This is a genomic window from Ruegeria sp. BHSB058, from assembly GCF_059613285.1.
This window is the reverse complement of sequence record NZ_JBXWSF010000036.1, coordinates 12,437-38,070: the sequence shown is the minus strand read 5'-3', so window position 1 is coordinate 38,070 and position 25,634 is coordinate 12,437. Positions and strand designations below refer to the sequence as shown.

The window sequence follows — 25,634 nt, the reverse complement described above, 5'->3', positions numbered from 1 at the left end:
CAGGTAGAACCAGTTGGCCACGTAAATATGGGGTTCTTTCCGCTTTATGATCGTGCCCAAGTATACCGCAAGATAGGCAACCCAGACGACAGTCAGCCACAAGTCGACATACCACTCAGGCTCGGCATATTCCTTGGATTGCGTCCCTCCAAGCAAGTAACCGGTTGCGGCCAGTACGATGAACAGCTGATAGCCCCAGAACACGAACCATGCCAGATTGCCGCCCCAAAGGCGCGCGGCACTGGTGCGCTGCACGACGTAGAAAGACGTGGCAATCAGGGCGTTGCCGCCAAACGCGAAAATCACCGCCGATGTATGCAATGGGCGCAAACGGCCGAAATTCGCAAATCCCTGCGCCCATTCGAAATTCAGCGCCGGGAAGGCTAGTTGAAATGCGATGAAGGTCCCGGCCAGAAAGCCGACAACGCCCCAGAATGCGGTTGCGATTACGCCATAACGCACGACACCGTCCATGTATTCGCCCGAATAATCGATGGGCAGAACCTCGTCAGTACGGCGCAGTGTCCAGATGAAAAGACCGGCGGCGACAACCATTATGAGAATGGCATGCACCTGATAAGCCAGATCTCGCGCGTAATTGGCCGCGATCGCGGCGAATACCACAATCAGACCAAGCGCGATAAGCTTGATATAGTTTGACATTTTGCGTCCCTTTGCCATGCCCCACGCGGTTCTTGCTGCCGCGCAGACTTCTTTGACTGGCTGCCGTAATGTAGAATGGCAGCGCAAGTTGCTTTGATCTGTGTCAAGACAATAGCTTGAATTATATGACACGCATAACCTAGGAAATATGAAAATCGGTGGCACGTTTTGACACACCGGCAGCTCAGAGGTTGAAATGTCCTTTAAATCCCTGCTCACCGTGATGACGGATATCTCATCAGCCAAACCGGCGCTTGCGCAGATGGTGGCACTGGCCCAGGCTCAGGACAGCCACGTCGAGGCGCTCTGTCTGGGCGTCGACCGCAGTCAAACCGGTTATTATTATGCGGGTGCGAACGCGTTGATCCTTCAGGAAACGCTAAGCCGCGCGAATAGCGAAGCCGATGAGATTCTGGATTTTGCCGAGGATTACCTGGGTAAGTCCGGAGTGCGTTGGTCGGCGGAAAATGGAGTTGCGCAAATTGCCGATCTTGGCCGCCACGTCGCCCATCGCGCGCGGTTTTCCGATCTGGTGATCTTGTCCCGCCCCTATGGCGAAGACCGCGGGGCCGAGGCTGAACCGATTGTCGAAGCGGCAATGTTCGAGGGGCACGCCCCTGTTCTCGTCGTTCCGGACAATGTTGAACCGGTGGCGCGACCCGGAACAATCCTTATCGGTTGGAATGAAAGCGTCGAAGCAATGCGCGCCATCCGCAGCGCGTTGCCTTTCCTGACGGCCGCAGACTTGGTGCGGATCGTAGTAATCGACCCCCCGACCCACGGACCGGACCGCTCGGACCCCGGCGGGCTGTTGTCACAGATGCTCTCGCGGCACGGAGTCAAGTGTGAGATCGACGTTCTGAGCAAGACCATGACGCGGGTATCGGACATCCTGAACCGCCATGCGGCTGACACCGATGCGGATATGTTGGTCATGGGTGCCTATGGCCATTCCAGATTCCGCGAAGCGATCCTTGGCGGTGCCACACGAAACATGCTGGAACAGGCGACGGTGCCCGTATTCATGGCGCACTGAACAGGAAACCATTGTAAGGCGCCTAACACAGGCGCCTTTTTCAACCGGCTTTGCGGATCAACCCAATCACAAACAACAGGATCACGGCGCCAATTGTCGCGTGGAAAACCGATGCGATGATGCCACCGCCGACCGAGAATCCCAGCGCTGGAAAGATCGTTCCGGCCAGGAAGGCGCCAACGATCCCGACGATGATGTTGCCAATCACGCCAAATCCCCGGCCCTGCATGATCTTGCCCGACAACCATCCGGCCAGTGCGCCAACAATCAGCATGCTCAACAGGCTTCCAAACTGCATGTTTCACTCCCTATTGATTCAGCTGCAATAGACCACGCACGCGTTTACAGGTCACGTCCGAACATAGTGCACCCCCTGAAATTTCTGGCGAAGATTGCGGGTTTTTTCACCCACGCTTCTGGGATCGTTGCCGGTCAACCCCTGAGCAACCAGAGCAGCCAGTTCAACTGCGTGTTCGGGCCCGACGCCCCGGCGCACGAGTTCCGGTGTGCCAATTCTCAGACCGTTCATGTCCCCTGAAACCGGCGCGATAGGCAAGCCAATGCCGCAAGCGAGAAAACCTGCTTTACGCAGCGTTTTCGACGCTGTCTGCCCGCCACCAAAGGCCGCGGCTTCGATTGCGAACTGATGAGAGGCCGTTGCCCCGTTTTTGCCTTTGTAAACCGGTAGGCCTACGGCCTCCATCTCAAGCGCCAACGCCTGTGCCAGATCCACCATCGCCCGACCGTAAGCTGCGCCATATTCGATCCAGTCGAGCATGGTGATTGCCAGAGCCGCCGATTTCGCAGCGTCGAAATTTGCGGTCATGCCGGGAAAGGCGATGGCGTCCAGCCTTTCGGCGATTTCCGCATCGTTGGTCACGATAAGACCTCCGGCAGGCCCGCCAAGGCTTTTGTAGGTGCTCATGGTCATCATGTGTGCGCCCTGATCCAGTGGATTGGTCCAAATTCCACCGGCGATGACCCCGCATTGATGCGCGGCATCGAACAGAACCTTGGACCCGACCTCGTCGGCGATCGCTCGAACAGCGGCAACCGGATGAGGATAAAGGTTCAGCGACCCACCCACCGTGATCAGACGCGGCTTGTGCCTATGGGCCAGCGCCCGTAATCCATCCAGATCAAGGCTATAGCCATCGGCATCGACCGGGGCGTCAAGCGTTGTCAGCCCATAAAGTCCCGCGCAACCACCCTTATGATGAGTGACATGTCCCCCGATACTGGCGGGCGGCGCGATGATCGTGTCGCCCGGACGGGCCAGCGCCATAAAGCCATAGAGATTGCACAGCGCGCCGGAACCGACCCGGATTTCGGCGTAACGAGCACCAAAAACCTGTGCTGCCAGTTCAGCTGCGATCACTTCGATCTCTTCAATGGCTTCCAGACCCATCTCGTATTTGTCGCCCGGATACCCCAGCGACGGGCGGCTGCCTAATCCTTCAGCCAGAACAGCTTCGGCGCGCGGATTCATGACGTTGGTCGCGGGGTTGAGATTGAAACACTCTACGTCGTGAATCTCGCGGTTGCGGGCGATGAGCGCATCGAGACGAGCAGCAATCTGATCTGTCGAGGCCTCTGCGGTTTGGGCCGCGATGTCCTGAACGCGGGCTTCGCAATGGGAAGGAACCCAGGAACGTCTGGCAAGATTTGGCATTTTTGACCTCCGTATGTTGTCCCCACAATGTCCTTTGCGTCCACTTGCCTGCAAACCAGTTTTATGAAAAATTAGGGTTAGAAAAATTGAGGCTAAATAATGCCCGTCGCTCCCCCTCGCCCCAGAACCTTTCCGTTGAACGCTTTGCGCGCGTTCGAGGCGGCAGCGCGCCTTGGCGGTTTTGCCGCCGCCGCTGAAGAGCTGGGAGTAACGCCTGGGGCCGTTTCTGCACATGTGAAGGCGTTGGAGGAAGAGCTTGGCGCACCCCTGTTCGAACGGTCGGCGAAAGGCGTTGTTGCGACGGCACTGGCATACAGTGTTTTGCCGAACCTGACGCAAGCCTTTGACGAGGTGGGTCGCGCAACTCAAACGCTTCGCGCGCAAGCCCGGCCCCATATCGTTCACATCGTGGCATTGCCTTCGGTCGCGCAACTGTGGCTGTCACCGCGCCTGCCTGCGCTCCGCGCCGCAAACCCGGAGATCGAGGTTTCGCTGACTGCAATGGAAGCGCCGCCAAATCTAAAACGAGCGCCATACGATTTGTATCTTTTCTTTGGCGATTTGCCCGGAGAGACCTTGGCCCGGGACGTTATTTTTCCCGTCTGCGCTCCGACCCTGGTAGAACGTCTGAGAACGGTGCAAGATCTGAGAAACGTGCCCTGCATATCCGACACGACCTGGAGTGGCGACTGGGATATCTGGACGAAGTCGGCATTGTCGAATTGGCAGTTCGCACCTCGAGGCCCCGTTTTTTCGCTTTATTCTCTGGCGGTAGAAGAAACCGTGAATGGTGCCGGTGTACTGATGGGACACGAGATCCTGGTGGCACCTTACCTCGAACGCGGTCAGCTGGTGGCGCCTTTTGACACACGTGTAACACTGGAACACGACCTCAAGCTTTGGAGCGCAAGGCCGTTCAAATCAGACTCTTCCGTGGGGAAGGTTGCCAAATGGTTGAGGCAGACAGCCTAAACCGGAAATCCGCCATCGGAATCGTCACCTGCTTCTTCCATCAGGCGCCCCATATCGGGAACGGTCACGTGCCGCTTTCCCTCCAGTTCGATGACACCGTCCTTTTTCAGTGCCGAAATTTGCCGGCTGACGGTCTCCAGGGTGAGGCCTAAGTAATCTGCCATCGCCTCGCGCGTCAGCGGCAGGTCGAACACGATCGGTCCGGACAAGCCCGTCTTGGTCACGGATGCATCGCGGCGGGCGATGATCGACAGCAGGCTGGCAATCTTTTCGCGCGCGGTTTTCCGGCCCAAAACCAACATCCATTCACGTGCCGCATCCAGTTCGTCTAATGTCATCTGCAACAGACGCTGCGCGATATGGGGTGTATGCGCCATCATTTCTTCGAAGGGTTTCTTACGAAAACAGCACATCACGACATCGGTCGTGGCAACCACATCGTAAGGAGCAGTATCACGACCCGGACGACCGACGAAATCGCTGGGCAGCATCAAGCCCACCATCTGCGTGCGCCCGTCCTCCATCGTCTGTGTCAACGAAGCGATTCCCGACACCATCGAGCCGACGAACCCCATCTGATCGCCCGACCAGATGATTGTCTGCCCGGCTTCGAAACTGCGATAATACTTGATCTCGTCCAGCAACTCGAGTTCGTCCCGGTCGCAATGAGCGCAAACGGCCCGATGTCGGATCGGACAATCGGAGCAATTCGAATGGTCGAGCTGAATCTGCAGTGTCATCCGTTTATCCACTTGATCTCGGTCAATGCCGCCGAGCCAGACATCCCATAACGGTATCCTCATGATAGCGAAATCACAATTGGCTCGGCTCGGACTTTTTGACGCGAAAGTTCCGCGCTATACAAGCTACCCGACTGCACCTCACTTCAACAACGATGTGGGACCTGACTTATTTGGTGACTGGATTTCGGGCATCAAGCCCGGAAGCGCCATCTCGCTTTATGTCCATGTCCCCTTCTGCCGCAGACTATGCTGGTTCTGCGCCTGCCGGACGCAAGGCACGCAAACCGATAACCCGGTCATTGCCTATGTTGATGTTTTAAAGGCGGAATTGGACCTTTTGGCGGCTCGATTGCCCGAGGGCGTCCGACTGTCGCGCCTGCATTGGGGCGGCGGCACACCGACCCTGCTAAACCCCGATCTGATGCGGGATTTGGCAGCGCGGATACTGAGCATCGTTCCCTTGGGCGCGGGTGCCGAGTTTTCGGTAGAAATCGACCCCAACGAAATTGATGACGATCGGCTGGATGCGCTGGCCGATGCGGGTATGAATCGCGCCTCGATCGGGGTTCAGGATTTCGATGAGGACATTCAGAAAACCATCGGGCGCATACAAAGTTACGACACCACCCGCAAGGCGGCAGAAATGATTCGCGAGCGTGGTATTGCCAGTCTGAATGCCGATATCCTGTTCGGCCTGCCACATCAGACCAAGGCGCGGATGACTGAAAGCGTGCAAAAGCTCTTGTCGCTCAATCCCGACCGTGTAGCACTTTATGGATATGCGCACGTGCCCTGGATGGCCAAACGTCAGCAGCTGATTCCTTCGGACGCGTTGCCGACACCCGAGGAACGTCTGGAACTGTTCGAAACCGCGCGACGCTTGTTCCTTTGGGACCAGTACGCGGAAATCGGCATTGACCACTTTGCCACGCAGGATGACGGGCTGACCCATGCGCTCAATGCGGGGCGGCTCAAGCGCAACTTTCAGGGATACACCGACGATCAGGCCGAGGTTCTCATCGGTGTCGGTGCGAGTTCGATCTCGCGCTTCCCACAAGGTTACGCACAGAACGCACCGGCAACTTCAGTGCATACCAAGGCCATCCGTGAAGGCAATTTCTCGACCACGCGCGGGCATCTGTTCAAGGGGCAGGACATTCTGCGCGCCCGTTTGATCGAGGCGTTGATGTGCGATTTCCGGATCGATTCGGCTGAGATTTTGCGCGACCACGATGTGACGGCAAACGACTTAAAACAGATGTACGCCGATGCCGACCGGGCGTTTCCCGGCATGCTTCGGATCACCGACGACGGGTTGTTCATCCCGACTGAGGCACGTCCATTGACCCGCATGATCGCCCGCAGCTTCGACGCGTATGACCTGAGCAAGGCAGGTCACAGTTCAGCCATCTGACGAAAGGACAACGAACCGGCAAGGCACGCCCCGAGCACTGCCTGACCAATTATCGCAGGGGGGCTTGACGCCCTACACCCGGATTTCCCACACTTGGTGTGCGAGGGCGAATGCGCCTCGCACACGAGGCAGGCAGTAGGACAGACAGACGGTGCCGACGCTCAGGCGTTCGCATTTCCCTTTCGTGCAGCAGAAATTGCAACCAGAGAGAGGGACAGCACCCATGCGCGTCTTTACAGTCCTCGGCCCTACCCAATCGGGCAAATCTACATTGGTCGAGGCCATCAGCCGCCTCGACGACCGCCCAACAACATTCGATGTATCCGGAACCGTGCATTTGCACGGTTTTTCTTACTTGGGCGAGCCGTGGTGCGCGATCGACGTGGACGGTGGCGGAGATTCGATGGCCTATGCAGGTCCGGCCATGGCAATATCCGATGCCGCCGTGGTGGTCGTTCCCCCCGACCCTGACACCGCGGTTCTGTGCGCGCCGTACCTGAGATTGGTTGAAGAGGCTGGCATCCCCTGTTTCCTGTTCATCAACCGGATGGATAACCCCAATGGCCGCATCCGAGACATTATCTCGGCCCTTCAGACCTATTGCACTCACCACATTGCCTTGCGTCAGGTGCCAATCCGCGACGGCGACCAGATCGTTGGCGCAGTCGACCTGATTTCCGAACGCGCATGGAAATACCAGGAAGGGCAACCCTCGGCCCTGATCGAGCTGCCGCAATCGGTCGAAGACCGGGAGCAGGAAGCGAGGGCTGAATTGCTGGAAACCCTGTCCGATTTTGACGACCACCTACTGGAGCAACTCATCGAGGACAAGCAACCACCCAGTGAAGAAATCTATGGGCTGGCGGCCCAGGTTTTGCAGAACCACCAGATCATTCCGGCCTGTCTGGGTGCCGCGAACCATGGCAACGGGCTGACAAGACTAATGAAGGCGTTGCGTCATGAAGCGCCGGAGTTCAACATCGCGGCGGGGCGCGACGAGGCTGCGGATGGTGCGCGGGCAATCGCAGGGTTTGCTGACGTCAAAAAGCATATCGGCAAGATCACGGTTCTGCGTGGCCTCGGCGACGGGGTGAAGGCCCACGAGACGCTTGGCGGTGAGAACGTGGGCAACCTGACAACACTCGACGCGAAAACACAGATCCCGGTCTTGGAGGCTGGGCATATCGGTTTGGCCGTCAAATCGGATCATCTCAATCCCGGCAACCTTTACGACAGCGAAACGGCGATGCCGTTGCCGAGCTGGGCCAATTCGCATCCTGTGGCTCACCGCCAGTTGGTTCTGCCCGCGCACGAACGAGACGACGTGAGATTGTCGAACGCGCTGGGTCGACTTAACGAAATCGATCCCGGGTTAAACCTGAGCCAGGACGAGGGCACCGGTCATTCCATCCTTGGAACCCAAGGCCCGCAGCACATGCGGAGAGTCACCGCCAAACTGGCCGACGATTTCGGGATCGAAATCGAAACCGAGACTGTCGAAACCGCCTATCGCGAAACCATCCAGAAGCCGGTGGATCACCACCATCGCCATCGCAAGCAATCCGGTGGGGCCGGACAGTTTGCAGATGTGGTCATTTCCATCGCCCCGATGCCTCGCGGGTCAGGATTTCAGTTCGAAGAGGTGGTCAAGGGTGGGGCCGTTCCTAAAAACTATATCCCGTCGGTGGCACAGGGCGCCGAAGATGCTTTGGGAGAAGGGCCCGAGGGCTTTCCCGTTGTAGACCTCAAAGTCACACTGAAAGATGGCAAGCACCATTCCGTTGACAGCTCGGACTATGCCTTCCGCACAGCCGGCAAGAACGCGGTGCGTGAGGCCCTGCCAATGGCTAAACCGGTTGTTCTACAGCCGATTCTTCATGCCGAAATCCACCTCCCGTCGCTTTACGTCGGCGATCTGGTGCCGACGATCAGTTCGTTGCAAGGCCAGGTCCTTGGGTTTGAAGGCAATCCCGATGCACCGGGGTGGGAAATCTTCAATGCGATGCTTCCCGCGGTCAACGAGGACGAATTGCACCGCACTCTGGCCAGCGCCACACGCGGCACCGGGTGGGTAAAGCTGACTTTCGACCACTACGAGGAGCTTCGGGGCCAGTCACCCAAAGTTTCCCGCGAAAAGGTCGCGAATGCCTGATTTTGTGCGCCGGGCCGGTTCATCGGTCCGGCGCATCTATCCTGCCGCCGCGATCAGTTCGCGGGTATAGTCCGATTGCGCGTTCTCGAAGAGGTCCTGAGCCGTCCCCATCTCGATCACATCACCCTGCCGCATCACCAAAACCTTGTGAGACATGGCGCGAACGACCTTCAGGTCGTGGCTGATGAACAGATAGGCCAGCCCATACTTGCGTTGAAGATTTCGCAGCAGCTCGACGATCTGCACCTGTACCGTCATGTCCAGCGCACTGGTGGGTTCGTCCAGCACCAATAGTTTGGGCCGCAGCACCATGGCCCGGGCGATGGCGATACGCTGGCGCTGCCCGCCCGAGAATTCGTGCGGATACCGGTCCATCGCCGCGGGGTCGAGGCCGACCTCGCGCATCACCTCAGCCACAAGTTCGCGGGGGGCACGGTGCGGGTCGACCTTGTGAATAGCCAAACCCTCGGCGATGATCTGCATGCAGGTCATGCGCGGGCTGAGTGAGCCAAACGGATCCTGAAATACGATCTGCATATCCTTGCGCAGCCGCCGCAACTCGCGCGTGGACCATTTGCGCACGTTTTTGCCTCGAAACTCAATTCCTCCCTCAGAGGAAATCAAACGCATGATGGCCAGCGCCAGCGTGGTCTTGCCCGATCCGCTTTCGCCGACAATGCCCAGCGTTTCACCAGCACGTACGGTGATCGTTGCGTCGTTCACCGCTTTCACGTGCCCCACCGTCCGCTTGAGGAACCCGCGTTGAATGGGAAACCAGACTTTCAAATGTTCAGTCCGCGCGATCTCTTCCGCCCCGGGTTCAACCGGCTCGGGTGAGCCCGAGGGCTCCGCCGCCAACAGCCTCCGGGTATAAGGGTGTTGCGGATTGTCGAAGATTTCTGACGTCACGCCACTTTCGACAATCTCACCATCCTTCATCACACAAACCCGATCAGCGATCCGGCGAACAATACCAAGGTCATGAGTGATAAAAAGCATCCCCATATTCTCGGATTTCTGCAGTTCGGCCAACAACTCCAGAATCTGCGCCTGAATGGTCACGTCCAGCGCGGTCGTCGGCTCATCCGCGATCAGGATGTCCGGTTTGTTGGCCAGCGCCATAGCGATCATCACCCGCTGGCGTTGTCCGCCTGATAATTGATGCGGATAGCTGTCCAACCGGTCTTCGGGGTCGCGGATGCCGACCTTATTCAATAGTTCCAAAATGCGTGCCCGCGCTGCGTCACCGGTCAGTCCCTGATGCAGCGCAAGCGATTCCGCCATCTGTTTTTGAATCGTGTGGAGCGGGTTAAGTGATGTCATCGGCTCCTGAAAAATGAAGCTGATGTCGTTGCCACGCACATCCATCAGCCGCTGCTCGGAAGCGCCAATCATCTCTTGCCCGTCATAGGTGACAGACCCCTCGACCATCGCGCTGTCGCCCAAGAGGGACACAGTGCTGAGCGCGGTTACTGATTTCCCCGAGCCTGACTCCCCCACCAAAGCCACGGTCTCGCCGCGGTCGACGGAAAATGACACGCCTTGGACCGCAGCGGTAACCTGTCCATCTTGTCGGAATGACACCTTGAGGTTCTTCACATCAAGCAGGCTCATGAGAACGTCTTTCTCGGATCGAAGGCATCGCGCACGCCTTCGAAAATGAAGACCAGAAGCGACAGCATGAACGCAAAGGTGAAGAACGCGGTGAAGGCCAGCCAAGGTGCCTGCAGGTTCTGCTTGGCCTGCAAGGTCAGTTCACCCAACGACGGAGCGGATGAGGGCAGGCCAAAACCCAGAAAATCGAGGCTGGCGAGGCCGCCGATAGTGCCAGTGACAATGAACGGCATGAAGGTCAGTGTTGCAACCATCGCATTGGGCAGCATATGCCGGAACATGATGGTCATGTTGCCAACGCCCAGCGCTTTGGCCGCTCGTACGTATTCAAGGTTGCGCGCTCTCAGGAACTCGGCCCGAACCACGCCGACAAGCCCAGTCCATGAAAACAGGATCATCAGCGCCACCAGAAGCCAGAAACTTCGCCCCAAGATCGCGAACATGATTATGATGACATAAAGCGATGGTGTGGCCGACCAGATCTCGATCACCCTTTGGAATACCAGATCGATCCAACCACCGAAAAAGCCCTGAATGGCCCCGGCGAATATGCCGACCAGACTGGCAACACCGGTAACAATCAAGGTGAACAGGATGGATAGACGAAAGCCGTAGATCACCCGCGCCAGCACATCGCGCTTGGTATCATCTGTGCCCAGCCAATTCTGGTGATTTGGTGGCAGCGGCGCTGCACCGGGGCGGTCCACGGTGGTGTTGAAGGAATAGGGGATGAGCGGCCAGATGGCCCAACCTTCTTCGAACCCCTCAGCCTCGAACGTACCTGCCTTGATCTGATCGATGATGTCTTCGGGGTCATCGAAGCATTCTTCCAGTCCGCCACTATCGATCAGGCATTGAACCTCGGGATCGCGATAGATCGCTTCGGTCCGGAAATCGCCGCCAAAGGCCGTTTCCGGGTAGAACTTGAAGATTGGAGTGAAAATCTCGCCGCGATACTTCACAAGGATCGGCTTGTCATTGGCGATGAACTCGGCAAATAGCGAAAGTCCGAACACGATCGAAAAGATGATCAGCGACCAGAATGCCCGTCCATTGCGGCGGAAGTTGCGCCAACGGCGTTGGTTGAGCGGTGAGAGCGCCATTTACCCCTCGCGACTTTCAAAGTCGATGCGGGGGTCGACCAACACATACATCAGGTCGCTAATGATGCCGACGACCAACCCCAGCAGGCCAAATATGAACAGGGTGCCAAAGATCACGGGATAGTCACGCGCCACAGCCGCCTCGAACCCCAATCGACCCAATCCATCGAGCGAAAAGATTGTCTCGATGATGATCGAGCCGCCAAAGAACACACCAATGAACACCGCCGGAAATCCCGCGATCACAATCAACATAGCATTGCGGAACACGTGGCCATAAAGCACGCTTCTTTCGCTCAGCCCCTTGGCGCGCGCAGTCATGACATAGTGTTTCTTGATCTCGTCCAGAAATGAGTTCTTGGTCAGCAATGTCAAAGTGGCAAAGGCTGAGATGGTCGAGGCCACCACCGGCAGGGTGATATGCCAAAAGTAATCGAGGATTTTACCACCAATACTCAGGCTGTCCCAATTGTCCGACGTCAGCCCGCGCAGCGGGAAGATCTGCCAATAGGATCCGCCGGCGAACAGCACCAAGAGCAGAATGGCGAACAGAAATCCCGGAATAGCATAGGCCACGATGATGGTTCCGCTGGTCCAGGTGTCGAAGGCCGAGCCATCCTTCACCGCCTTGCGAATACCCAGTGGGATCGACACAAGATAGGCGATCAAGGTTGACCACAAGCCCAGCGAAATCGACACCGGCATTTTTTCAAGCACAAGATCGACAACGCCGATGGATCGGAAATAGCTCTCGCCAAAATCCAACGTCAGATAGTTTCCCATCATTGTGAGAAAACGTTCGAGCGGCGGCTTGTCGAAGCCAAACTCACGCTCAAGTTCTTCGATGAACTCGGGTGGCAGGCCGCGTGCGCCGATGTAACGTTCGTTGGCCGCGGTCTGCCGCTCAATGTCGCCGCCACCTCCGGCAATGCCTTCGAACACGTCACCGCCGCCTTCCATCTGAGCAATGATCTGTTCGACCGGGCCGCCGGGCACGAATTGCACAAGCGTGAAATTGATGATCATGATCCCCAGCAATGTGGGGATCACCAGCAGCAGGCGTCGTAGAATATAGGCTCCCATGGGGGCGGCTTACCGCAACGCGCCCGAGGTTTTCAATGCTGCTTCCTTGTCAGCATTGATCCACCACAGGTCTTCGACGCCCAGCGCGTAAGGCGGCAGTTTTTCGGGGAATTCATACATGTCCCAGTAAGCGACCCAGTATTTGCCCAGATACCATGTCGGGACCATGATACGTTTGGCACGCAAAACCCTGTCAAGCGCACGGACATTGGCCTGCAATTCTTCGGTTTCCCGCGCCGCGACGATATTGTCGATCAGCGGTTCGATATCCGGGCCGTTCGCACCGGAAGGGTTGAATACGGAATAGCTGGCGGCCTCGGTTCCGAATTGCTGATACAGCCCGGTTGACGGCTGCAGAGACATCGGATAGCCGCCCATGATCATATCAAAATCGCGATCTCTGCGGCGAAGTGTGAACTGAGCATTGTCCACCCGGTTGTAAATCGCTTCGATCCCCATAGCGCGAAGGTTGTCCACGAAAGGCTGGATTATCCGGTCAAGTGTCGGCTCATCCGACAAAAACTCAATACGCAGTACTTGCCCCTGTTCGTTGCGGCGCAACCCGTCATCACCGACGGTCCAACCCGCGTCGTCGAGAAGTTTCATCGCTTTACGTAGATTGCCTCGATCATTCTGTCGTTTAGGACTTGATTGATGCGCCACGACCGGTTCCTCGGTCAGAACGTTGGCATCCAATGCATCGCCAAGGCTTTCCAGAATTTCGCGCTCCCTACCTTCCGGGAGACCGGTTGCTTCAAGATGCGTGCCTTCCCAGAACGAATCACGCTGCTGGAACAGACCGTATTGCAGGCTTTCATTGGTCCATTCGAAATTGAACGCAAGCTGCACCGCCGCACGTACCCGGATATCCTGAAACTGCGGGCGGTCCAGGTTCATGACAAAACCGCTGGCTGATGGGACGTCTCCATCCACGAATTCCGCCTGTATCACGTGCCCATTTGCAATCGCAGGAAAATCATAGGCCGTAGCCCAGCTTTTCGAGTTGTTTTCCTGCCTAAGGGTGAAAGTTCCACCCTTGAACCCTTCCATCGCGGCGATTGAGTCGCTGAAATATTCAATCCTGATGGTGTCAAAGTTGTTGCGCCCCACATTGACGTTCAGGTGATCGCCCCAATAGTCCGGGTTGCGTTTGTATACGATGCGTCGGTTGATGTCATAACTGTCCAACACATAGGGCGCGGACCCGATGCCAGGAACCAAACGCGGCTTGTCAAGGCGGCGATTTTCGGGATCGGCCTCGAACCACGATTTCGAAAAGACCGGAGTGCCAGCCACCTGCGTGATCAGGGAGCGGCGCGAGATATCTGGAGCAAAATAGAACTTGACTCGATGGGTACCTAGGGCCTCGGCCTTGGGAATGCGCTTGCGCACCGCATCGGCATAAGATTTCAGCCCCTGGTCCAGCAGAATATTGTGCGAAAACACCACGTCCTCGGCTGTAATTGGTGTGCCGTCAGAAAACCGCGCTTCGGGGCGCATATTGAAGATCACCCAATCCTGGCTTTCCGGATATTCAAGGCTTTCAGCCAACAAGCCGTAATACGCCCCAACCTCGTCATAGGATGGAACCATCAGACTTTCATACTGATCCGCTGACCGTGCCCCTGCCCGGCCCTGGCGCGTAAACGGGTTGAAGCTGTCGAATGTACCTTGCGCGGCATATGACAGTTCACCACTGCGCGGAGCATTTGGATTTACATAGTCGAAATGCGCAAATCCCTTGGGGTATTTCAGATCACCAAATTCGGAGAAACCGTAGCTTTTTATGATCTTTTCTTCCGCCTGCAACTGAGACGCGGCCATAATCAATAGTGAGAACAGCCCCCATGACAACATGGAAACCCAATGCCTTGCATCAACGGTGCGGGCACAGGTCTGAACTCGGGGTGGTCGCATCTGGCTCTTCCTCCGGGGTCGGTATCGTTCTTGATTTTGTTGCTGCTAGCTAAAGGTCCAGCCACGCCAGTTGCAAGTTTAGAATAGGTGATCGGATCGTGAAGACCACTTCAGAAACGAAAAAAGCCGCTGCCAAAGTGCAGCGGCCTTGATTCGTCTGAAATTTCGCGGGGATCAATCGTCCAGGCTGTCCAGATAGGCGATCACGTTCACCCGGTCGCTGGCCTTGTTGAGACCCGCAAAGCTCATCGATGTGCCCGGAACGTCACCGCTGGGTTTTGTCAGGAAGGCATCCAATGCCTCAGGCGTCCACTCGCCGCCCTTTTCCTGCATCGCGCCGGAATACCCGAAGCCAGCCGCTGTCGCGACCGGGCGACCAACAACACCGTAAAGATACGGGCCAGTTCCGTTCGCTCCGTCTTCCAGTTTGTGGCAGGCTTGGCATTTCTTGAAGACCTTGGCGCCCTTGTCGACATCGGCGGCCATCATCATCTCATCAAAGCTGACTTCCTCAGCTTCACTGACTTCTTCGGTCGGCTCTTCGGTTTCGATGATATAGGCGGCCTCGCCGTGACCATCTACATGATAAAGAACCTCGGCCGCCCATTTGGCCAGAAGAAGCGCCAGAAAGGCGCCAAACAGGCCTGCAGCGGCCTTGGTAACTGTCATCGTGTCGAACATTGCTCGCGAGTCCATTTCAACTGTCTGCGCGGGTGTCTAAGGCTTCCCCTTGCAAGAGGCAAGGTATAGACACCGCGACTAAACGCCCAAATAACGAACTTGTTGCATGGAAACGACCAAATGACCAACCGAATTGCCTTTCAGGGAGAGCCCGGTGCCTATAGTCACGAGGCCTGCCGGAACGCGCGGCCCGACATGGACGCCCTTCCCTGCCGCACGTTCGAAGATGTGATCGAGGCGGTTCGGTCGGGCGAGGCGGAACTCGCGATGCTGCCGGTAGAGAACTCGACTTATGGGCGCGTGGCCGACATTCACCGACTGCTTCCGCATAGTGGATTGCATATCATCGACGAGGCGTTCGTGCGCGTGCATATCAATCTTTTGGGTGTACCAGGTGCTAGTCTGGAAGATGTTGCCGAGGCGCATTCGCACCTCGTGTTGTTACCACAGTGTCAGGGGTTCCTTCGCGAGCACAACATCCGCGGGCGCGTTAGCCCCGACAATGCCCGCGCCGCACGTGAGGTTGCTGAACGCGGTGACAAAAGCCATGCGGCACTGGCGAGTGAACTGGCTGGCGAAATCTATGGGCTGAATGTTCTGGCTCGACATATCGAGGATCATGGCGACAACACCACCCGATTCCTTGTCATGTCCCGCACGATCGACGAATCACGCAGGGGCGAGCACGGTATGATCACCAGCTTCGTTTTTCAGGTGCGCAACATTCCCGCGGCGCTGTACAAAGCCATGGGTGGTTTCGCCACCAACGGGGTGAACATGGTCAAGCTGGAAAGCTATATGGTCGACGGGTCGTTCACAGCAACGCAGTTCTATGCCGATATCGTTGGACATCCGGAGGATCGGAATGTCCAACTGGCTATGGACGAGCTGAACCATTTTACGACAAACGTGGAAATTCTGGGTGTCTACCCAGCTGCGCGGCCCCGAAGTTAGGCTGACTATCGGGCATCGCCGGCGTCACCCCGATTGCGAATGTCGTTGCTCCAAGCTGCTTGCAAACTCTGCCAGCCGAAGGTGGAACTGCCGTTTCAGACGCGACTTCCCAAGCTTGAGCGATTGTAGCAACAGTCGTGCGGGCAGCGTTGTTGCCACAAATTCGATCTCGACCAATATCCTTGTCCGCACCGGCGACAGAGCCACGAGCTCAACTTGGGTATGTCCGTTCATTCCCTTGCCGGACGCCTCAAAGCGCATCAGTGTCGGCTCTTGAAATTTTCCGAGGACGATCTGCACGTGACGGGCCTTTCCGCGCATCTGAAACACGGTATCCCATGCCAACCCTTCAGATACAGGCCCTGCCGCAAGTTTTCGCTTCACTTCGATCCCGCGTCGGATCGCGAGGCGTTCGAACCGGTCGTAATCGGAAACCATCCGGAACACCTCTTCAATAGGTGCCTCGATATCTTCCTTTCCAGTGAATTTCATTTCGCCCCTCGAAATCTGATCTGGGTTCCGTGTTTCAACTTAATCCAGCGTGTCCGCAAGCCAGTTCTCCAACAAAAAATGCGCAATCGCGCCTTTGCGTGCGGGCAGAAGGGTTGGATGTTCACCCGCGAAAGCCTGCATCATCTCAGCCTTTCCGATCCAAAGCGCATCTTCGATTTCAACCGGATCAATGTTTAAATCCCGTGAAAGGGCCTCGCCCGAGCAGCCGAGCATCAAAGATGCAGGAAAAGGCCAGGGCTGACTGGCCAGATATTGAACCCGCCCGACCGTAACGCCTGCCTCTTCGAAAACCTCGCGACGCACGGCCGATTCCAGAGTCTCGCCAGGCTCAACAAATCCTGCCAGCAAGGAGTACATCCCTTCAGGCCAACCTGGCGACCTGCCCATCAACACGGCATCCCCGTGCGTAATCAACATTATGACTACAGGATCCGTGCGTGGGAAATGCTGGCCGCCGCACCCAGGGCAACTTCGCTGCCATCCCGCCTGAGACACCTCGCTTCTGGCACCGCAACGGGCGCAGAAGCCGTGGGTTTCGTGCCAGCCAATGACTGCCTTGGCCGTCGCCGCCAGTTCGGCGTCACGGGGGTTGAGGCGCGTCATGACCCGACGCAACTCTGCAAATACATAACCGGTGGGTAAATCCGGATGCTGCTGCTCGCTTCGGTCGACAAAGGCGCCGACGCCGGAAAGATCATGGTCTTCGGCCTGCCAACTGGTGATGTCCGTGGCAAATACCGGTGCGCCTGCTTCGGATAAACCGAGGAAAACGGGGGACTCCATGATATCTCCCGGTTCGGATTGGATCAGCCTGTGAGACATCGTGACTGTCGCCAATCGATCCAACCGTTCACCCTGAACAAGTATCTTTCCGCGCCAAAGCAGCAGGCAGAGTGCTTCGGGATGACCCTTTGCATGCGCCAAAGCGTTGTTGTCGCCGCGAATGTGGGCGCTGCGATTCAATCCCGATCCGCCAAAAGTGACCTGCTCTGCCCGTTTCATTCTTTGTCCTTTGTTTTTCAAAGGGCTGCCACGGTTGTTCGATCAACGCAATGGCCCTGCCAATCAGAGAGGAAATGATTACACGCGACGAAACCACAAACTTTTCTCAAATCCCGCTTCAATTTGCCGTTTTTTCAAACTGTTAAGAAGCAAGGGTCATGTAGACAACAAACACTCCATTTCCGACGGCAGGACATTCATTGAACTCAGAGGCACAGATCAATCCCAGCACATTCCCGCCAGTTCGCCTGAGAATTCTTGCGACCTCTGATCTGCACATGAATCTTATGGGATATGACTATTACTCGGATCGACCGGAACCCTCTGTCGGGCTGACACGAACCGCGAGCCTGATCAAGGCAGCCCGAGCGGAGGCCGAACAAATGGGTGCGCGCGTCTTGCTGTTCGACAATGGTGACTCCATGCAAGGCACGCCTTATGGCGATTTTGCCGCCGATCAGAACGACGTCGCCCACCCGCTGATGCTTGCGTTCAAGCATTTGGGATATGATGCGATCGGGCTTGGCAATCATGACTTCAACTTTGGCTTAGACTGCCTGAGCGGTATTCTGGCTCACGCACCATGTCCTGCCATATGTAGCAATCTGCATTGCGTTGAGGGTAATCAACCGTGGGAGGCATCGGCTATCATTCGTCAGCGATTTGCGGTCGGGTCTGAAACCTGCACTTTGACTGTCGGTGTCTTTTCGGTTCTGCCGCCACAAACCACGGATTGGGAGGCACACCAGCTTGCAGGCAGGGTGACTTCGACTGACATTCTGGAGACTGCTGCTACAGCCGTTAGCGACTTGAAGGATAAAGGATGTGAGCTGGTTATTGCACTGGCACATTCGGGTCTAGCTGGAGCTGTTGTGGAAGCACAAATGGAGAATGCAGTAGTTCCGCTGGCGTCGATCGAAGGCCTCGATGCAATAGTTGCAGGCCACACGCATCTGACTATCCCCGGAGCCGACCATGATGGATTAGCACATGTTGTAGGCGACAAGGGCCTAGTTCATGGCAAACCTGTCGTCATGCCGGGATCGTCAGGATCGCATTTGGGCGTGATCGATCTGGCGTTTGCCCATGAGGCCAACAGTTGGAAAATTGCAGGGCATTCTGTCGAACTTCGCCCGATCTGCAACAGAGGCAACGATGGTTGTGCCCAATCGACCGTCGAAGAAGATCCCAAGTTGGCACGAATATTCGAATGTGGACATGCCGAAACACTAAAGCGGATGAAACAGCCCGTCGGACATGTCAGCCAATCGATGCATAGCTATTTTTCCTTTTGTGCACCGGATAGGGGGCTTTCGCTTGTCGCCGCAGCTCAAGCAGCTGCACTGCGTCCCTTTCTTGCCGGTTTGCCTGAAGGATCACTACCGACATTGTCAGCGGTCACACCCACGAAATTCGGAGGGCGTTCCGGGCCGCGTTTCTATACGGAGGTTCCCGCTGGTGAAGTTTCGATGCGTCACATTGCCGACCTTCACGTCTTTCCCAACGAATTGCGCGCTGTTGTCGTTAACGGCGCACAATTGCGCGATTGGCTAGAAATGTCGGCATGTCTGTTTAACCAGGTCACTGAAAATAGCCAAGATACCCCGTTGATCAACCCTCTTCGAGCAGGCCATAATTTCGATGTTATCCATGGTGTTGAATACACTATAGATCTGACTTGCCCGCCTCGGTTTCATGCGGATGGCAGTCTGGTTGAAACAGGCAACCGACGCATTGGAAACCTCACTTGGAAGGGAGATCCCATCGGGGATCAGCAGCTTTTCGTCGTGGCACTGAATAACTATCGCGCCAATGGGGGGGGGCATTTTTCAGCTTTGGAGAACGCTAAAATCATCAGTATTCCTCGCCTACGCATTCAGCACATCTTGAAGGACTATGTTGAGGGGAGTCTTCCATCTGATCCGCTGCAAGCGACTCCGCATCCGTGGCGTTTCGTCAAGACGCGCAAGACCTCGGTCGTTCTGCAGACCGGTCCCGATGCCTTGCGCTATCTGGATGACCTTTCAGGATACCACCCGGTTGTTCTGGGCATCGATCCCGAAGGTTTCCTGCGGCTACGCCTATCCTTGTGACGGGTTGTCATCGCCAGTCATCTTGCCTATATCGAGCAACGAGAGGTTGGCGCGGGCGAGCGCCTCGCCAACCTGGTCAGGTCCGGAAGGAAGCAGCCACAACGAGTCCCGCTTGGGTCGATGTCCAACCTCTCACTTTCCCACTAATCATCTAGCGTAGACCAACCTAATCGGCGATGAGTGCGGGCCACACAACGGCATTCTTACGCGCAAACGCGCCCAGATGGCCAATTTGCTTCACTCCAAAATCCTGAGGCGTCAATTCACGCCGTCGCGCATCTTGCCCATAAAGTTCGGCCAATCGCCAAACGCATTTGGGCGGGATCACCTGATCGTCCGAAAACGCAATCATATCCACTGATGCGCCACTTCTTTTCCAGTCGGGTTTCGGTAAGGTCGTTCCGGCATCCGGCAGATAGCTTTTTGCGGATATGCACCATTTTCGCCATTGCCAATAGACCGGAGCAGGTAGATCTGCTCCGAACCCAACAAGACGCCCAGGCAAATACCCCAAACTCTTAACCAGCAGCGGAACATGCCCGAACCAAAACATTCTGGCGAGCGCTTGATAAGGCCAAGGGTGATCGCGATGTTGTACCAGCCCTGAACAGACACAGATCATTCTGTCGATTTCTTCGATGCCAGGCTGCAAAGGACCGAGCATCCCGCCAATCGAATGCCCGATGACCCAAAGCTTTGAATTTGGGAACCGACGACGCATTTCCATCCGAGCCGCGGGCATGTCGACCAATGCCCAGTCGGTCATGGATGACTTGGATTTCTTTAGGTTGCCGGTCAAAGAGTGGCCGAAATCCCGGTAATCGTACGTCAGACAAGCAATTCCGCGTTCTAAGGCCAGCCACGATGCGAAATGTCTGTAGTAGTCCCTCGGAACACCGGTCGCCCCATTGAGCACGACCGTAACTTCTGGCTGTTCCTTCGCATGAAAGAGGCGGGCAGACAGTTGGTAGTCGCCCGAGTGAATAAGAAGGTCTTCAGCTGACACCTGGTCCTGCATATTTAACTCCGCGCCCCTAGACCGGTCGGTCTAGTTCTGATCTCTGGACCAATTGGTCCAGTGCTGTCAATAATCCACGCAAATGACTGAACGTCCTTTGCCAACAAAAGAGCGCCTGATTCGGGCTGCGGCCGATCTTTTCCAGAGGTCGGGCTATCACGGGGTCGGGCTGAACGAAGTTCTTTCCGTGGCTGACGCACCCAAAGGATCGCTGTATCACCATTTCCCGAATGGAAAGGCCGATCTGGCGCTTGCGGCCGCTACTTGGGCGTCCGATGTGATGCTTGGTCTTATTGCCGCGTCATTTGAGCCTGCGGAAGATTTCCAGTCCGGGGCCACAACTCTTTGCAACAAGATAGCGAAACTTTTCGACAAATCAGGTCAGTGGGATACCTGCCCGATTTCCGCTACTTTGTTCGAAGGGCCGGACAACAATATATTCCGCAACCATGCCTATCACTTGTACGAGGGTTGGATAACCGAAGTCGCACATCACGCAAGGCGACTTGGAGTGGCCGAGCCAGAATTCGCGGCAGATACTGTGTTCATACTGCTCCAGGGCGGGTGGCAGTTGGCCCGGGCAAGGCGATCTTCGGAGACCCTAAGAAACGTGCCTTGCCGCTTGAGCAAGATGTCGACGTCTAAACAAATTCAGTAAACCCGCCCGGCGCGACAAAGGTGCTTGAGCCGCAGGATTCGTCTTGACCCAAAATTGTGCGCCCGCTAGCGATTAGGCGATGGTTTCCGGCCGCGTTCACGGTCGGAATGAAAAGGGAACACGGTACGGTTCTTCCAGAACCAAATCCGCGACTGCCCCCGCAACTGTAGGCGGCGAGCGAAGCCGAAATGCCACTGGTCCAAGGGCCGGGAAGGTCGGCAAAGCAGCGACCCGCAAGTCAGGAGACCTGCCATCGGAACTGAAACTCGAACTCGGGCGGGGTGTCCGGGACAGGGTCCGATAGCTGCTTGCTGTCCTTCCCGTCCGTTGTCCTCGTCACCAGCGCGGAGGGCGCGACATGATTTGGAAATCCGACAAGCACCTGTTCACAGCAACAGTGTGCCAGAAAACCGGTAAACCCTGCCCGGCATTGGCGCAAATGGGTAAAAAACTGGCACAGGCGATATCTGCGACAAAGCCATTGACTGCAGATGACTTCGAGATCGACGGAAGTTGCGCACTTGCACATTGTGCCACTGGGTGCGATGCCAGATTCCGCGCCGATCATTCTCGCATTCGAGTATTCTGCGGTGTGAATGACGAGGCGGATAGCGAACGCCTGAACCAGATTGAAGACGCTCTATTGAACTCTTCTCGGACCGTTTTTCCCTCGGGTTGGATCAAGCAGATGCCCTGCGCGTTCCTCGAAGCAGTTCCGCAGGGCAACCGGGCGGCAGAAACCGCCTGCCACGCGCCACTTTGAAAGAACGCCAACGCAAAAAATAGCCCTCAGCCCGGCCTCAGGGCCGATCTGCCACCATCTGCCCTTTCAGCGCCCAATCCATTTGGGGTTCGGTTTCGACGGCGCAGGGGCGAATGGCGCGTAGCCGTTTCAGCGCATCCGAAGGTCGTTCACCACATTCGACCATCAACCTCAGCGCAGCCATTCCCGATCTTCCGCAACCGCCACGACAGTGGATCAAAATTCGACCACCGCCCGCAAGTGCCTGCCGCGCAGACGCACTGGTCTCGGCCCATTTCGCCTGGACATGACTGGGCGGGATACCAAAATCTTCGATCGGCAAATGGACCCATCGGCAGGCGCGCGCCTGAATATCCAAGCCGAAACTGCGCGCGCCGTCTTGGATCATTTCGACCTCTGTCGTCATCGAAATCACTAGGCCCGGTTTCCAGTCGGCAATGGTGTCGAGGTCAGAAGGATAGTCTCCGCTCCGGCCCGGCATCTGGCAGATAGCCAATGTGCCTCCGCCCACCTGCAGCCCAAATATCACCAGTTGTGACACGATTAGCTCCCACACAACCAACACGCTGAAATCTGCATTCTCCAATCGATGCCTGAGTGTTTTACCCCGGCTTGCAAGCAATCCAAACCAAAATCGGACCTGCTGCTGTGGACGCGGGCATCGCGGCACACTACGCTGCGGTTTTAAGACGAATCCGGCAGAGCAGACATGACCGACACCGCACCCGCACCCTACCAGGTTCTTGCCCGAAAATATCGCCCCGAAACCTTTGCCGATCTGGTCGGCCAGGATTCGATGGTGCGGACACTAAGAAACGCCTTTGAAGCAGACCGGATTGCGCAGGCTTTTATCATGACCGGCATTCGCGGGACGGGTAAAACCACCACCGCACGGATCATCGCCAAGGGCATGAACTGCATCGGGCCGGATGGAAACGGAAAGCCGACAACTGAACCTTGCGGTCAGTGCGAGCATTGCGTTGCGATCATGGAAGGCCGTCATGTAGACGTGATGGAGATGGATGCAGCAAGCCGGACCGGTGTTGGCGACATTCGCGAGATCATCGACAGCGTTCGCTACCGCGCTGCCAGCGCGCGGTATAAGATTTACATTATCGACGAGGTTCACATGTTGTCGACCAGCGCGTTCAACGCGCTGCTGAAGACGCTTGAAGAACCTCCGGCGCACGTGAAATTCATTTTCGCGACAACTGAAATTCGCAAGGTTCCGGTCACAGTTCTGTCTCGTTGCCAGCGCTTTGATCTGCGTCGGATCGAACCCGAAGATATGATCGGCCTGCTACGCATGATCGCCGAATCGGAGGGAGCTCAGATCGCTGGCGACGCACTGGCTCTGATCACCCGCGCAGCTGAAGGTTCGGCCCGGGATGCGACCTCGCTTCTGGATCAGGCGATCTCGCATGGCGCCGGGGAGACCTCTGCGGATCAGGTACGTGCAATGTTGGGGCTGGCGGACCGGGGTCGGGTTCTGGACCTGATGGACATGATCCTGCGGGGCGATGCGGCGGGGGCATTGACCGAACTGGGTGCGCAATATGCCGAAGGCGCCGATCCATTGGCAGTGTTGCGAGATCTGGCCGAGATCACCCATTGGGTTTCTGTTGTCAAAATCACGCCTGATGCAGCACAAGACCCGACCGTTTCGCCCGACGAACGCGCGCGAGGGATACAAATGGCACAGGCGCTGCCTATGCGCGTTTTGACGCGGATGTGGCAGATGCTGCTGAAGGCGCTGGAGGAAGTTTCTGGTGCGCCTAATTCCATGATGGCCGCCGAGATGGCGATCATTCGTCTGACTCATGTCGCCGATCTACCCAGCCCGGAAGAACTGATCAAGCGACTGCAAGATGCGCCTGCGCCACCGGCACCGAACGGCCCGGGTGGAGGAGTTCCCTTGTCAGGCGGGAGTACGTCGACCGCACAGTCAACAGCATCTTATGCGCCAGGCAACCAGTCCGCTCGGCGTCACAACAGCGGTGCGCCAGTTGCAGCCCTCGCGCAGGACCTGCAAGCCGCTTTGGGGCGATACCCAACATTCGAACACGTGGTCGAACTGATCCGCTCCAATCGTGACGGCAAGTTGCTGGTCGATGTTGAGGACGGGATTCGCCTTGTTGCTTATCAACCGGGGCGTATTGAGTTTACCCCGTCCGACAAAGCGCCCAACGATCTGGCCCAGAGGCTGGGCGCAAGCCTGCAACGCTGGACGGGCAATCGTTGGGCTGTTTCGATCGTCTCGAATGGCGAGGCACAGACGATTTCGGAAATTCGCGATGCCGTCGAGATCGCCCTGAAAAATGAAGCCAGTGCGCATCCGTTGGTGCAGGCCGTGATCGCACAGTTCCCCAAGGCCAGCATCACCCGCATCACAACCCCCGAACAACGAGCAGCGCTGGTCGAAGCCGAGGCACTTCCCGAAGTCGAAGACGAATGGGATCCGTTCGAAGAAGAATAGTGACCTTGCAGACGCGTGCCGCTACAAATGTCGCAAATACGCTTGAAGGGTCGATTGCAATCTCACACGGTTCCGGGAGTTGTCTGACAGGAGCCTGGCATGCGAACTGACCCTCTGCACTCCCGTTTCGGATTAATTATTCACGACGTTGATCTGCGCGACGTGACTGCGGAATCGCATTACCCGCGAATCCGGCAAATGTTCGAAACTCATTCCGCGCTTTTGTTCCGCAACCAATCCCTGACGGATGCCGATCACATTCGGTTGGGCGAGTTGTTCGGCCCGCTCGAAAACCGTGAGGCGATGGCGGCGGGACGCGATGTCGAATTCCAAGTTTCGGAGCTTTCCAACCAGACTTCCGATGGACTACGGTCGCGCGATGATCTGCGGCTGCTTGACCTGCAAGCCAATATGCTCTGGCACACGGACAGCACTTTCTTGCCCACTCCTGCGCTGGTCAACATTCTGACTGCGCGTGTTGTTCCCCCTTCGGGTGGAGAGACAGAAATTGCCTCGACGCGGGCAGCGTGGGCGGACATGCCTGAAACCCTTAAATCGAAACTAAAAAATGCGATCATATGGCATCGGTTGTCTCACTCCCGCGCCCAGATCTCTTCCGAACTCGCCGCATTGTCTCGAATGACCCGCTGGCCCGATCGCCCGTGGCGCGCGATCTGGCCCAATCCAACAACCGGCGATGAGGCCTTGTTCATTGCCTCGCACGCTTTTGCCATCGAGGGGTTGGGCCATGGAGAAAGCCAGGAAATACTTGCAGAGGCGATGACGTTTTGCACACGCCCCGAATACGTGTATTCCCATCAGTGGTCGGTGGGTGATGTGCTGATTTGGGATGAACGGGCAACAGTGCATCGAGGTCGTCCATGGGACTATGAACATCCTCGATCCCTTCGCTCGATCTGCTGCTCAGTCACGTCTAAAGACGGGCTAGATGATGTCCGCGTGATCTGACCTGTCTCACCCACGTCGCACGGGGATGCCTCCACGATGCCCGGCCCAACCGAAGGAGTTGTCTCGGCGAAAACTGAAACGACGGATGGGAACGCGTGCCCCTTGTGCCAACCAGTTTGCACCCGTATCTAGGCGTCA

Annotated in this window: 23 protein-coding genes, 1 other RNA gene and 1 riboswitch; of the genes, 11 read left to right on the top strand and 13 right to left on the bottom strand. The window is 56.7% G+C overall.

Annotation, left to right across the window (positions count from 1 at the left end):
* A partial coding sequence (locus tag AC2FNB_RS11210) for a cbb3-type cytochrome c oxidase subunit I (RefSeq protein ID WP_496746338.1) occupies positions 1-663 on the bottom strand: 663 nt, incomplete at its 3' end.
* Between the two features lie 196 nt (positions 664-859).
* Here AC2FNB_RS11210 and AC2FNB_RS11205 point away from each other — a divergent pair.
* Positions 860-1,699 (top strand): universal stress protein, encoded by an 840-nt coding sequence (locus AC2FNB_RS11205; protein ID WP_480750169.1) that lies wholly within the window; start codon positions 860-862, stop codon positions 1,697-1,699.
* 40 nt (positions 1,700-1,739) lie between these two features.
* Here the strand turns inward: AC2FNB_RS11205 and AC2FNB_RS11200 are convergent, their stop codons facing one another.
* Entirely contained in the window at positions 1,740-1,997 is a 258-nt protein-coding gene (locus tag AC2FNB_RS11200; protein WP_480750168.1) for a GlsB/YeaQ/YmgE family stress response membrane protein, read from the bottom strand.
* A 51-nt stretch (positions 1,998-2,048) separates the two neighbouring features.
* Positions 2,049-3,371, bottom strand: coding sequence for a serine hydroxymethyltransferase (gene glyA / locus AC2FNB_RS11195; protein ID WP_496746336.1), 1,323 nt, complete (start codon positions 3,369-3,371; stop codon positions 2,049-2,051).
* Between the two features lie 99 nt (positions 3,372-3,470).
* On the opposite strand from glyA, the gene AC2FNB_RS11190 reads away from it, so the two are divergent.
* Complete coding sequence (locus tag AC2FNB_RS11190) at positions 3,471-4,343, top strand: LysR family transcriptional regulator (protein ID WP_496746334.1); 873 nt, start codon at positions 3,471-3,473, stop codon at positions 4,341-4,343.
* On the opposite strand, the gene fnrL is transcribed toward AC2FNB_RS11190, so the two are convergent.
* Complete coding sequence (fnrL, locus tag AC2FNB_RS11185) at positions 4,340-5,083, bottom strand: transcriptional regulator FnrL (RefSeq protein ID WP_480750165.1); 744 nt, start codon at positions 5,081-5,083, stop codon at positions 4,340-4,342. The genes AC2FNB_RS11190 and fnrL overlap by 4 nt on opposite strands.
* Positions 5,084-5,144: 61 nt before the next feature.
* Here fnrL and hemN point away from each other — a divergent pair, with 61 nt between their 5' ends.
* Together hemN and AC2FNB_RS11175 are read left to right on the top strand one after the other, a co-directional pair.
* The gene (gene hemN, locus AC2FNB_RS11180) at positions 5,145-6,500 is read left to right on the top strand and encodes an oxygen-independent coproporphyrinogen III oxidase (RefSeq protein WP_480750164.1); all 1,356 of its coding nucleotides are present in this window, start codon (positions 5,145-5,147) and stop codon (positions 6,498-6,500) included.
* A gap of 223 nt (positions 6,501-6,723) precedes the next feature.
* Positions 6,724-8,652: an elongation factor G gene (locus AC2FNB_RS11175; protein ID WP_496746331.1), complete on the top strand. Its 1,929-nt coding sequence runs from the start codon at positions 6,724-6,726 to the stop codon at positions 8,650-8,652.
* Between the two features lie 36 nt (positions 8,653-8,688).
* Here AC2FNB_RS11175 and AC2FNB_RS11170 read toward each other — a convergent pair whose 3' ends face one another.
* The 5 genes from AC2FNB_RS11170 to AC2FNB_RS11150 all read right to left on the bottom strand — a co-directional run bounded on the left by AC2FNB_RS11170 (position 8,689) and on the right by AC2FNB_RS11150 (position 15,050).
* The gene (locus AC2FNB_RS11170) at positions 8,689-10,266 is read right to left on the bottom strand and encodes an ABC transporter ATP-binding protein (RefSeq protein WP_496746329.1); all 1,578 of its coding nucleotides are present in this window, start codon (positions 10,264-10,266) and stop codon (positions 8,689-8,691) included.
* The gene (locus tag AC2FNB_RS11165) at positions 10,263-11,369 is read right to left on the bottom strand and encodes an ABC transporter permease (protein ID WP_496746327.1); all 1,107 of its coding nucleotides are present in this window, start codon (positions 11,367-11,369) and stop codon (positions 10,263-10,265) included. Before AC2FNB_RS11165 ends, AC2FNB_RS11170 begins: the two co-directional genes overlap by 4 nt.
* Positions 11,370-12,452: a microcin C ABC transporter permease YejB gene (locus tag AC2FNB_RS11160; protein WP_480750160.1), complete on the bottom strand. Its 1,083-nt coding sequence runs from the start codon at positions 12,450-12,452 to the stop codon at positions 11,370-11,372.
* A gap of 9 nt (positions 12,453-12,461) precedes the next feature.
* Positions 12,462-14,309 carry an extracellular solute-binding protein gene (locus AC2FNB_RS11155; protein ID WP_496746341.1) on the bottom strand — a complete coding sequence of 616 codons (1,848 nt, stop codon included), beginning with the start codon at positions 14,307-14,309 and terminating at the stop codon, positions 12,462-12,464.
* Positions 14,310-14,543: 234 nt separating this feature from the next.
* Positions 14,544-15,050 carry a c-type cytochrome gene (locus AC2FNB_RS11150; RefSeq protein WP_480750203.1) on the bottom strand — a complete coding sequence of 169 codons (507 nt, stop codon included), beginning with the start codon at positions 15,048-15,050 and terminating at the stop codon, positions 14,544-14,546.
* A 120-nt stretch (positions 15,051-15,170) separates the two neighbouring features.
* Between AC2FNB_RS11150 and AC2FNB_RS11145 the strand changes: the two genes are divergently transcribed.
* On the top strand, positions 15,171-16,004 hold the full coding sequence (locus tag AC2FNB_RS11145) for a prephenate dehydratase (RefSeq protein WP_480750159.1): 834 nt from the start codon (positions 15,171-15,173) through the stop codon (positions 16,002-16,004).
* A 24-nt stretch (positions 16,005-16,028) separates the two neighbouring features.
* Here the strand turns inward: AC2FNB_RS11145 and AC2FNB_RS11140 are convergent, their stop codons facing one another.
* Both AC2FNB_RS11140 and nudC read right to left on the bottom strand, forming a co-directional pair.
* Complete coding sequence (locus AC2FNB_RS11140) at positions 16,029-16,496, bottom strand: SRPBCC family protein (protein WP_496746325.1); 468 nt, start codon at positions 16,494-16,496, stop codon at positions 16,029-16,031.
* Positions 16,497-16,535: 39 nt separating this feature from the next.
* Positions 16,536-17,519 (bottom strand): NAD(+) diphosphatase, encoded by a 984-nt coding sequence (nudC, locus tag AC2FNB_RS11135; protein WP_496746323.1) that lies wholly within the window; start codon positions 17,517-17,519, stop codon positions 16,536-16,538.
* Positions 17,520-17,719: 200 nt separating this feature from the next.
* Between nudC and AC2FNB_RS11130 the strand changes: the two genes are divergently transcribed.
* Together AC2FNB_RS11130 and ffs are read left to right on the top strand one after the other, a co-directional pair.
* A complete protein-coding gene (locus tag AC2FNB_RS11130; RefSeq protein WP_496746321.1) occupies positions 17,720-19,612 on the top strand; it encodes a bifunctional 2',3'-cyclic-nucleotide 2'-phosphodiesterase/3'-nucleotidase in 1,893 nt (630 codons plus the stop codon).
* A gap of 39 nt (positions 19,613-19,651) precedes the next feature.
* An RNA gene (gene ffs, locus AC2FNB_RS11125) (signal recognition particle sRNA small type) lies at positions 19,652-19,750 on the top strand.
* 28 nt (positions 19,751-19,778) lie between these two features.
* Here the strand turns inward: ffs and AC2FNB_RS11120 are convergent.
* Positions 19,779-20,630: an alpha/beta hydrolase family protein gene (locus tag AC2FNB_RS11120; protein WP_496746320.1), complete on the bottom strand. Its 852-nt coding sequence runs from the start codon at positions 20,628-20,630 to the stop codon at positions 19,779-19,781.
* 82 nt (positions 20,631-20,712) lie between these two features.
* Here AC2FNB_RS11120 and AC2FNB_RS11115 point away from each other — a divergent pair, with 82 nt between their 5' ends.
* A complete protein-coding gene (locus AC2FNB_RS11115; RefSeq protein WP_496746318.1) occupies positions 20,713-21,288 on the top strand; it encodes a TetR/AcrR family transcriptional regulator in 576 nt (191 codons plus the stop codon).
* A 63-nt stretch (positions 21,289-21,351) separates the two neighbouring features.
* Positions 21,352-21,557: riboswitch (cobalamin riboswitch) on the top strand.
* 89 nt (positions 21,558-21,646) lie between these two features.
* The gene (locus AC2FNB_RS11110) at positions 21,647-22,051 is read left to right on the top strand and encodes a hypothetical protein (protein ID WP_496746316.1); all 405 of its coding nucleotides are present in this window, start codon (positions 21,647-21,649) and stop codon (positions 22,049-22,051) included.
* A 37-nt stretch (positions 22,052-22,088) separates the two neighbouring features.
* Here the strand turns inward: AC2FNB_RS11110 and AC2FNB_RS11105 are convergent, their stop codons facing one another.
* Positions 22,089-22,592: a protein-tyrosine phosphatase family protein gene (locus AC2FNB_RS11105; RefSeq protein ID WP_480750151.1), complete on the bottom strand. Its 504-nt coding sequence runs from the start codon at positions 22,590-22,592 to the stop codon at positions 22,089-22,091.
* Positions 22,593-22,760: 168 nt separating this feature from the next.
* On the opposite strand from AC2FNB_RS11105, the gene AC2FNB_RS11100 reads away from it, so the two are divergent.
* Both AC2FNB_RS11100 and AC2FNB_RS11095 read left to right on the top strand, forming a co-directional pair.
* Positions 22,761-24,527 carry a DNA polymerase III subunit gamma/tau gene (locus tag AC2FNB_RS11100; RefSeq protein ID WP_496746313.1) on the top strand — a complete coding sequence of 589 codons (1,767 nt, stop codon included), beginning with the start codon at positions 22,761-22,763 and terminating at the stop codon, positions 24,525-24,527.
* A gap of 99 nt (positions 24,528-24,626) precedes the next feature.
* Positions 24,627-25,496 carry a TauD/TfdA dioxygenase family protein gene (locus AC2FNB_RS11095; RefSeq protein ID WP_480750149.1) on the top strand — a complete coding sequence of 290 codons (870 nt, stop codon included), beginning with the start codon at positions 24,627-24,629 and terminating at the stop codon, positions 25,494-25,496.
* Positions 25,497-25,634: the final 138 nt, after the last annotated feature.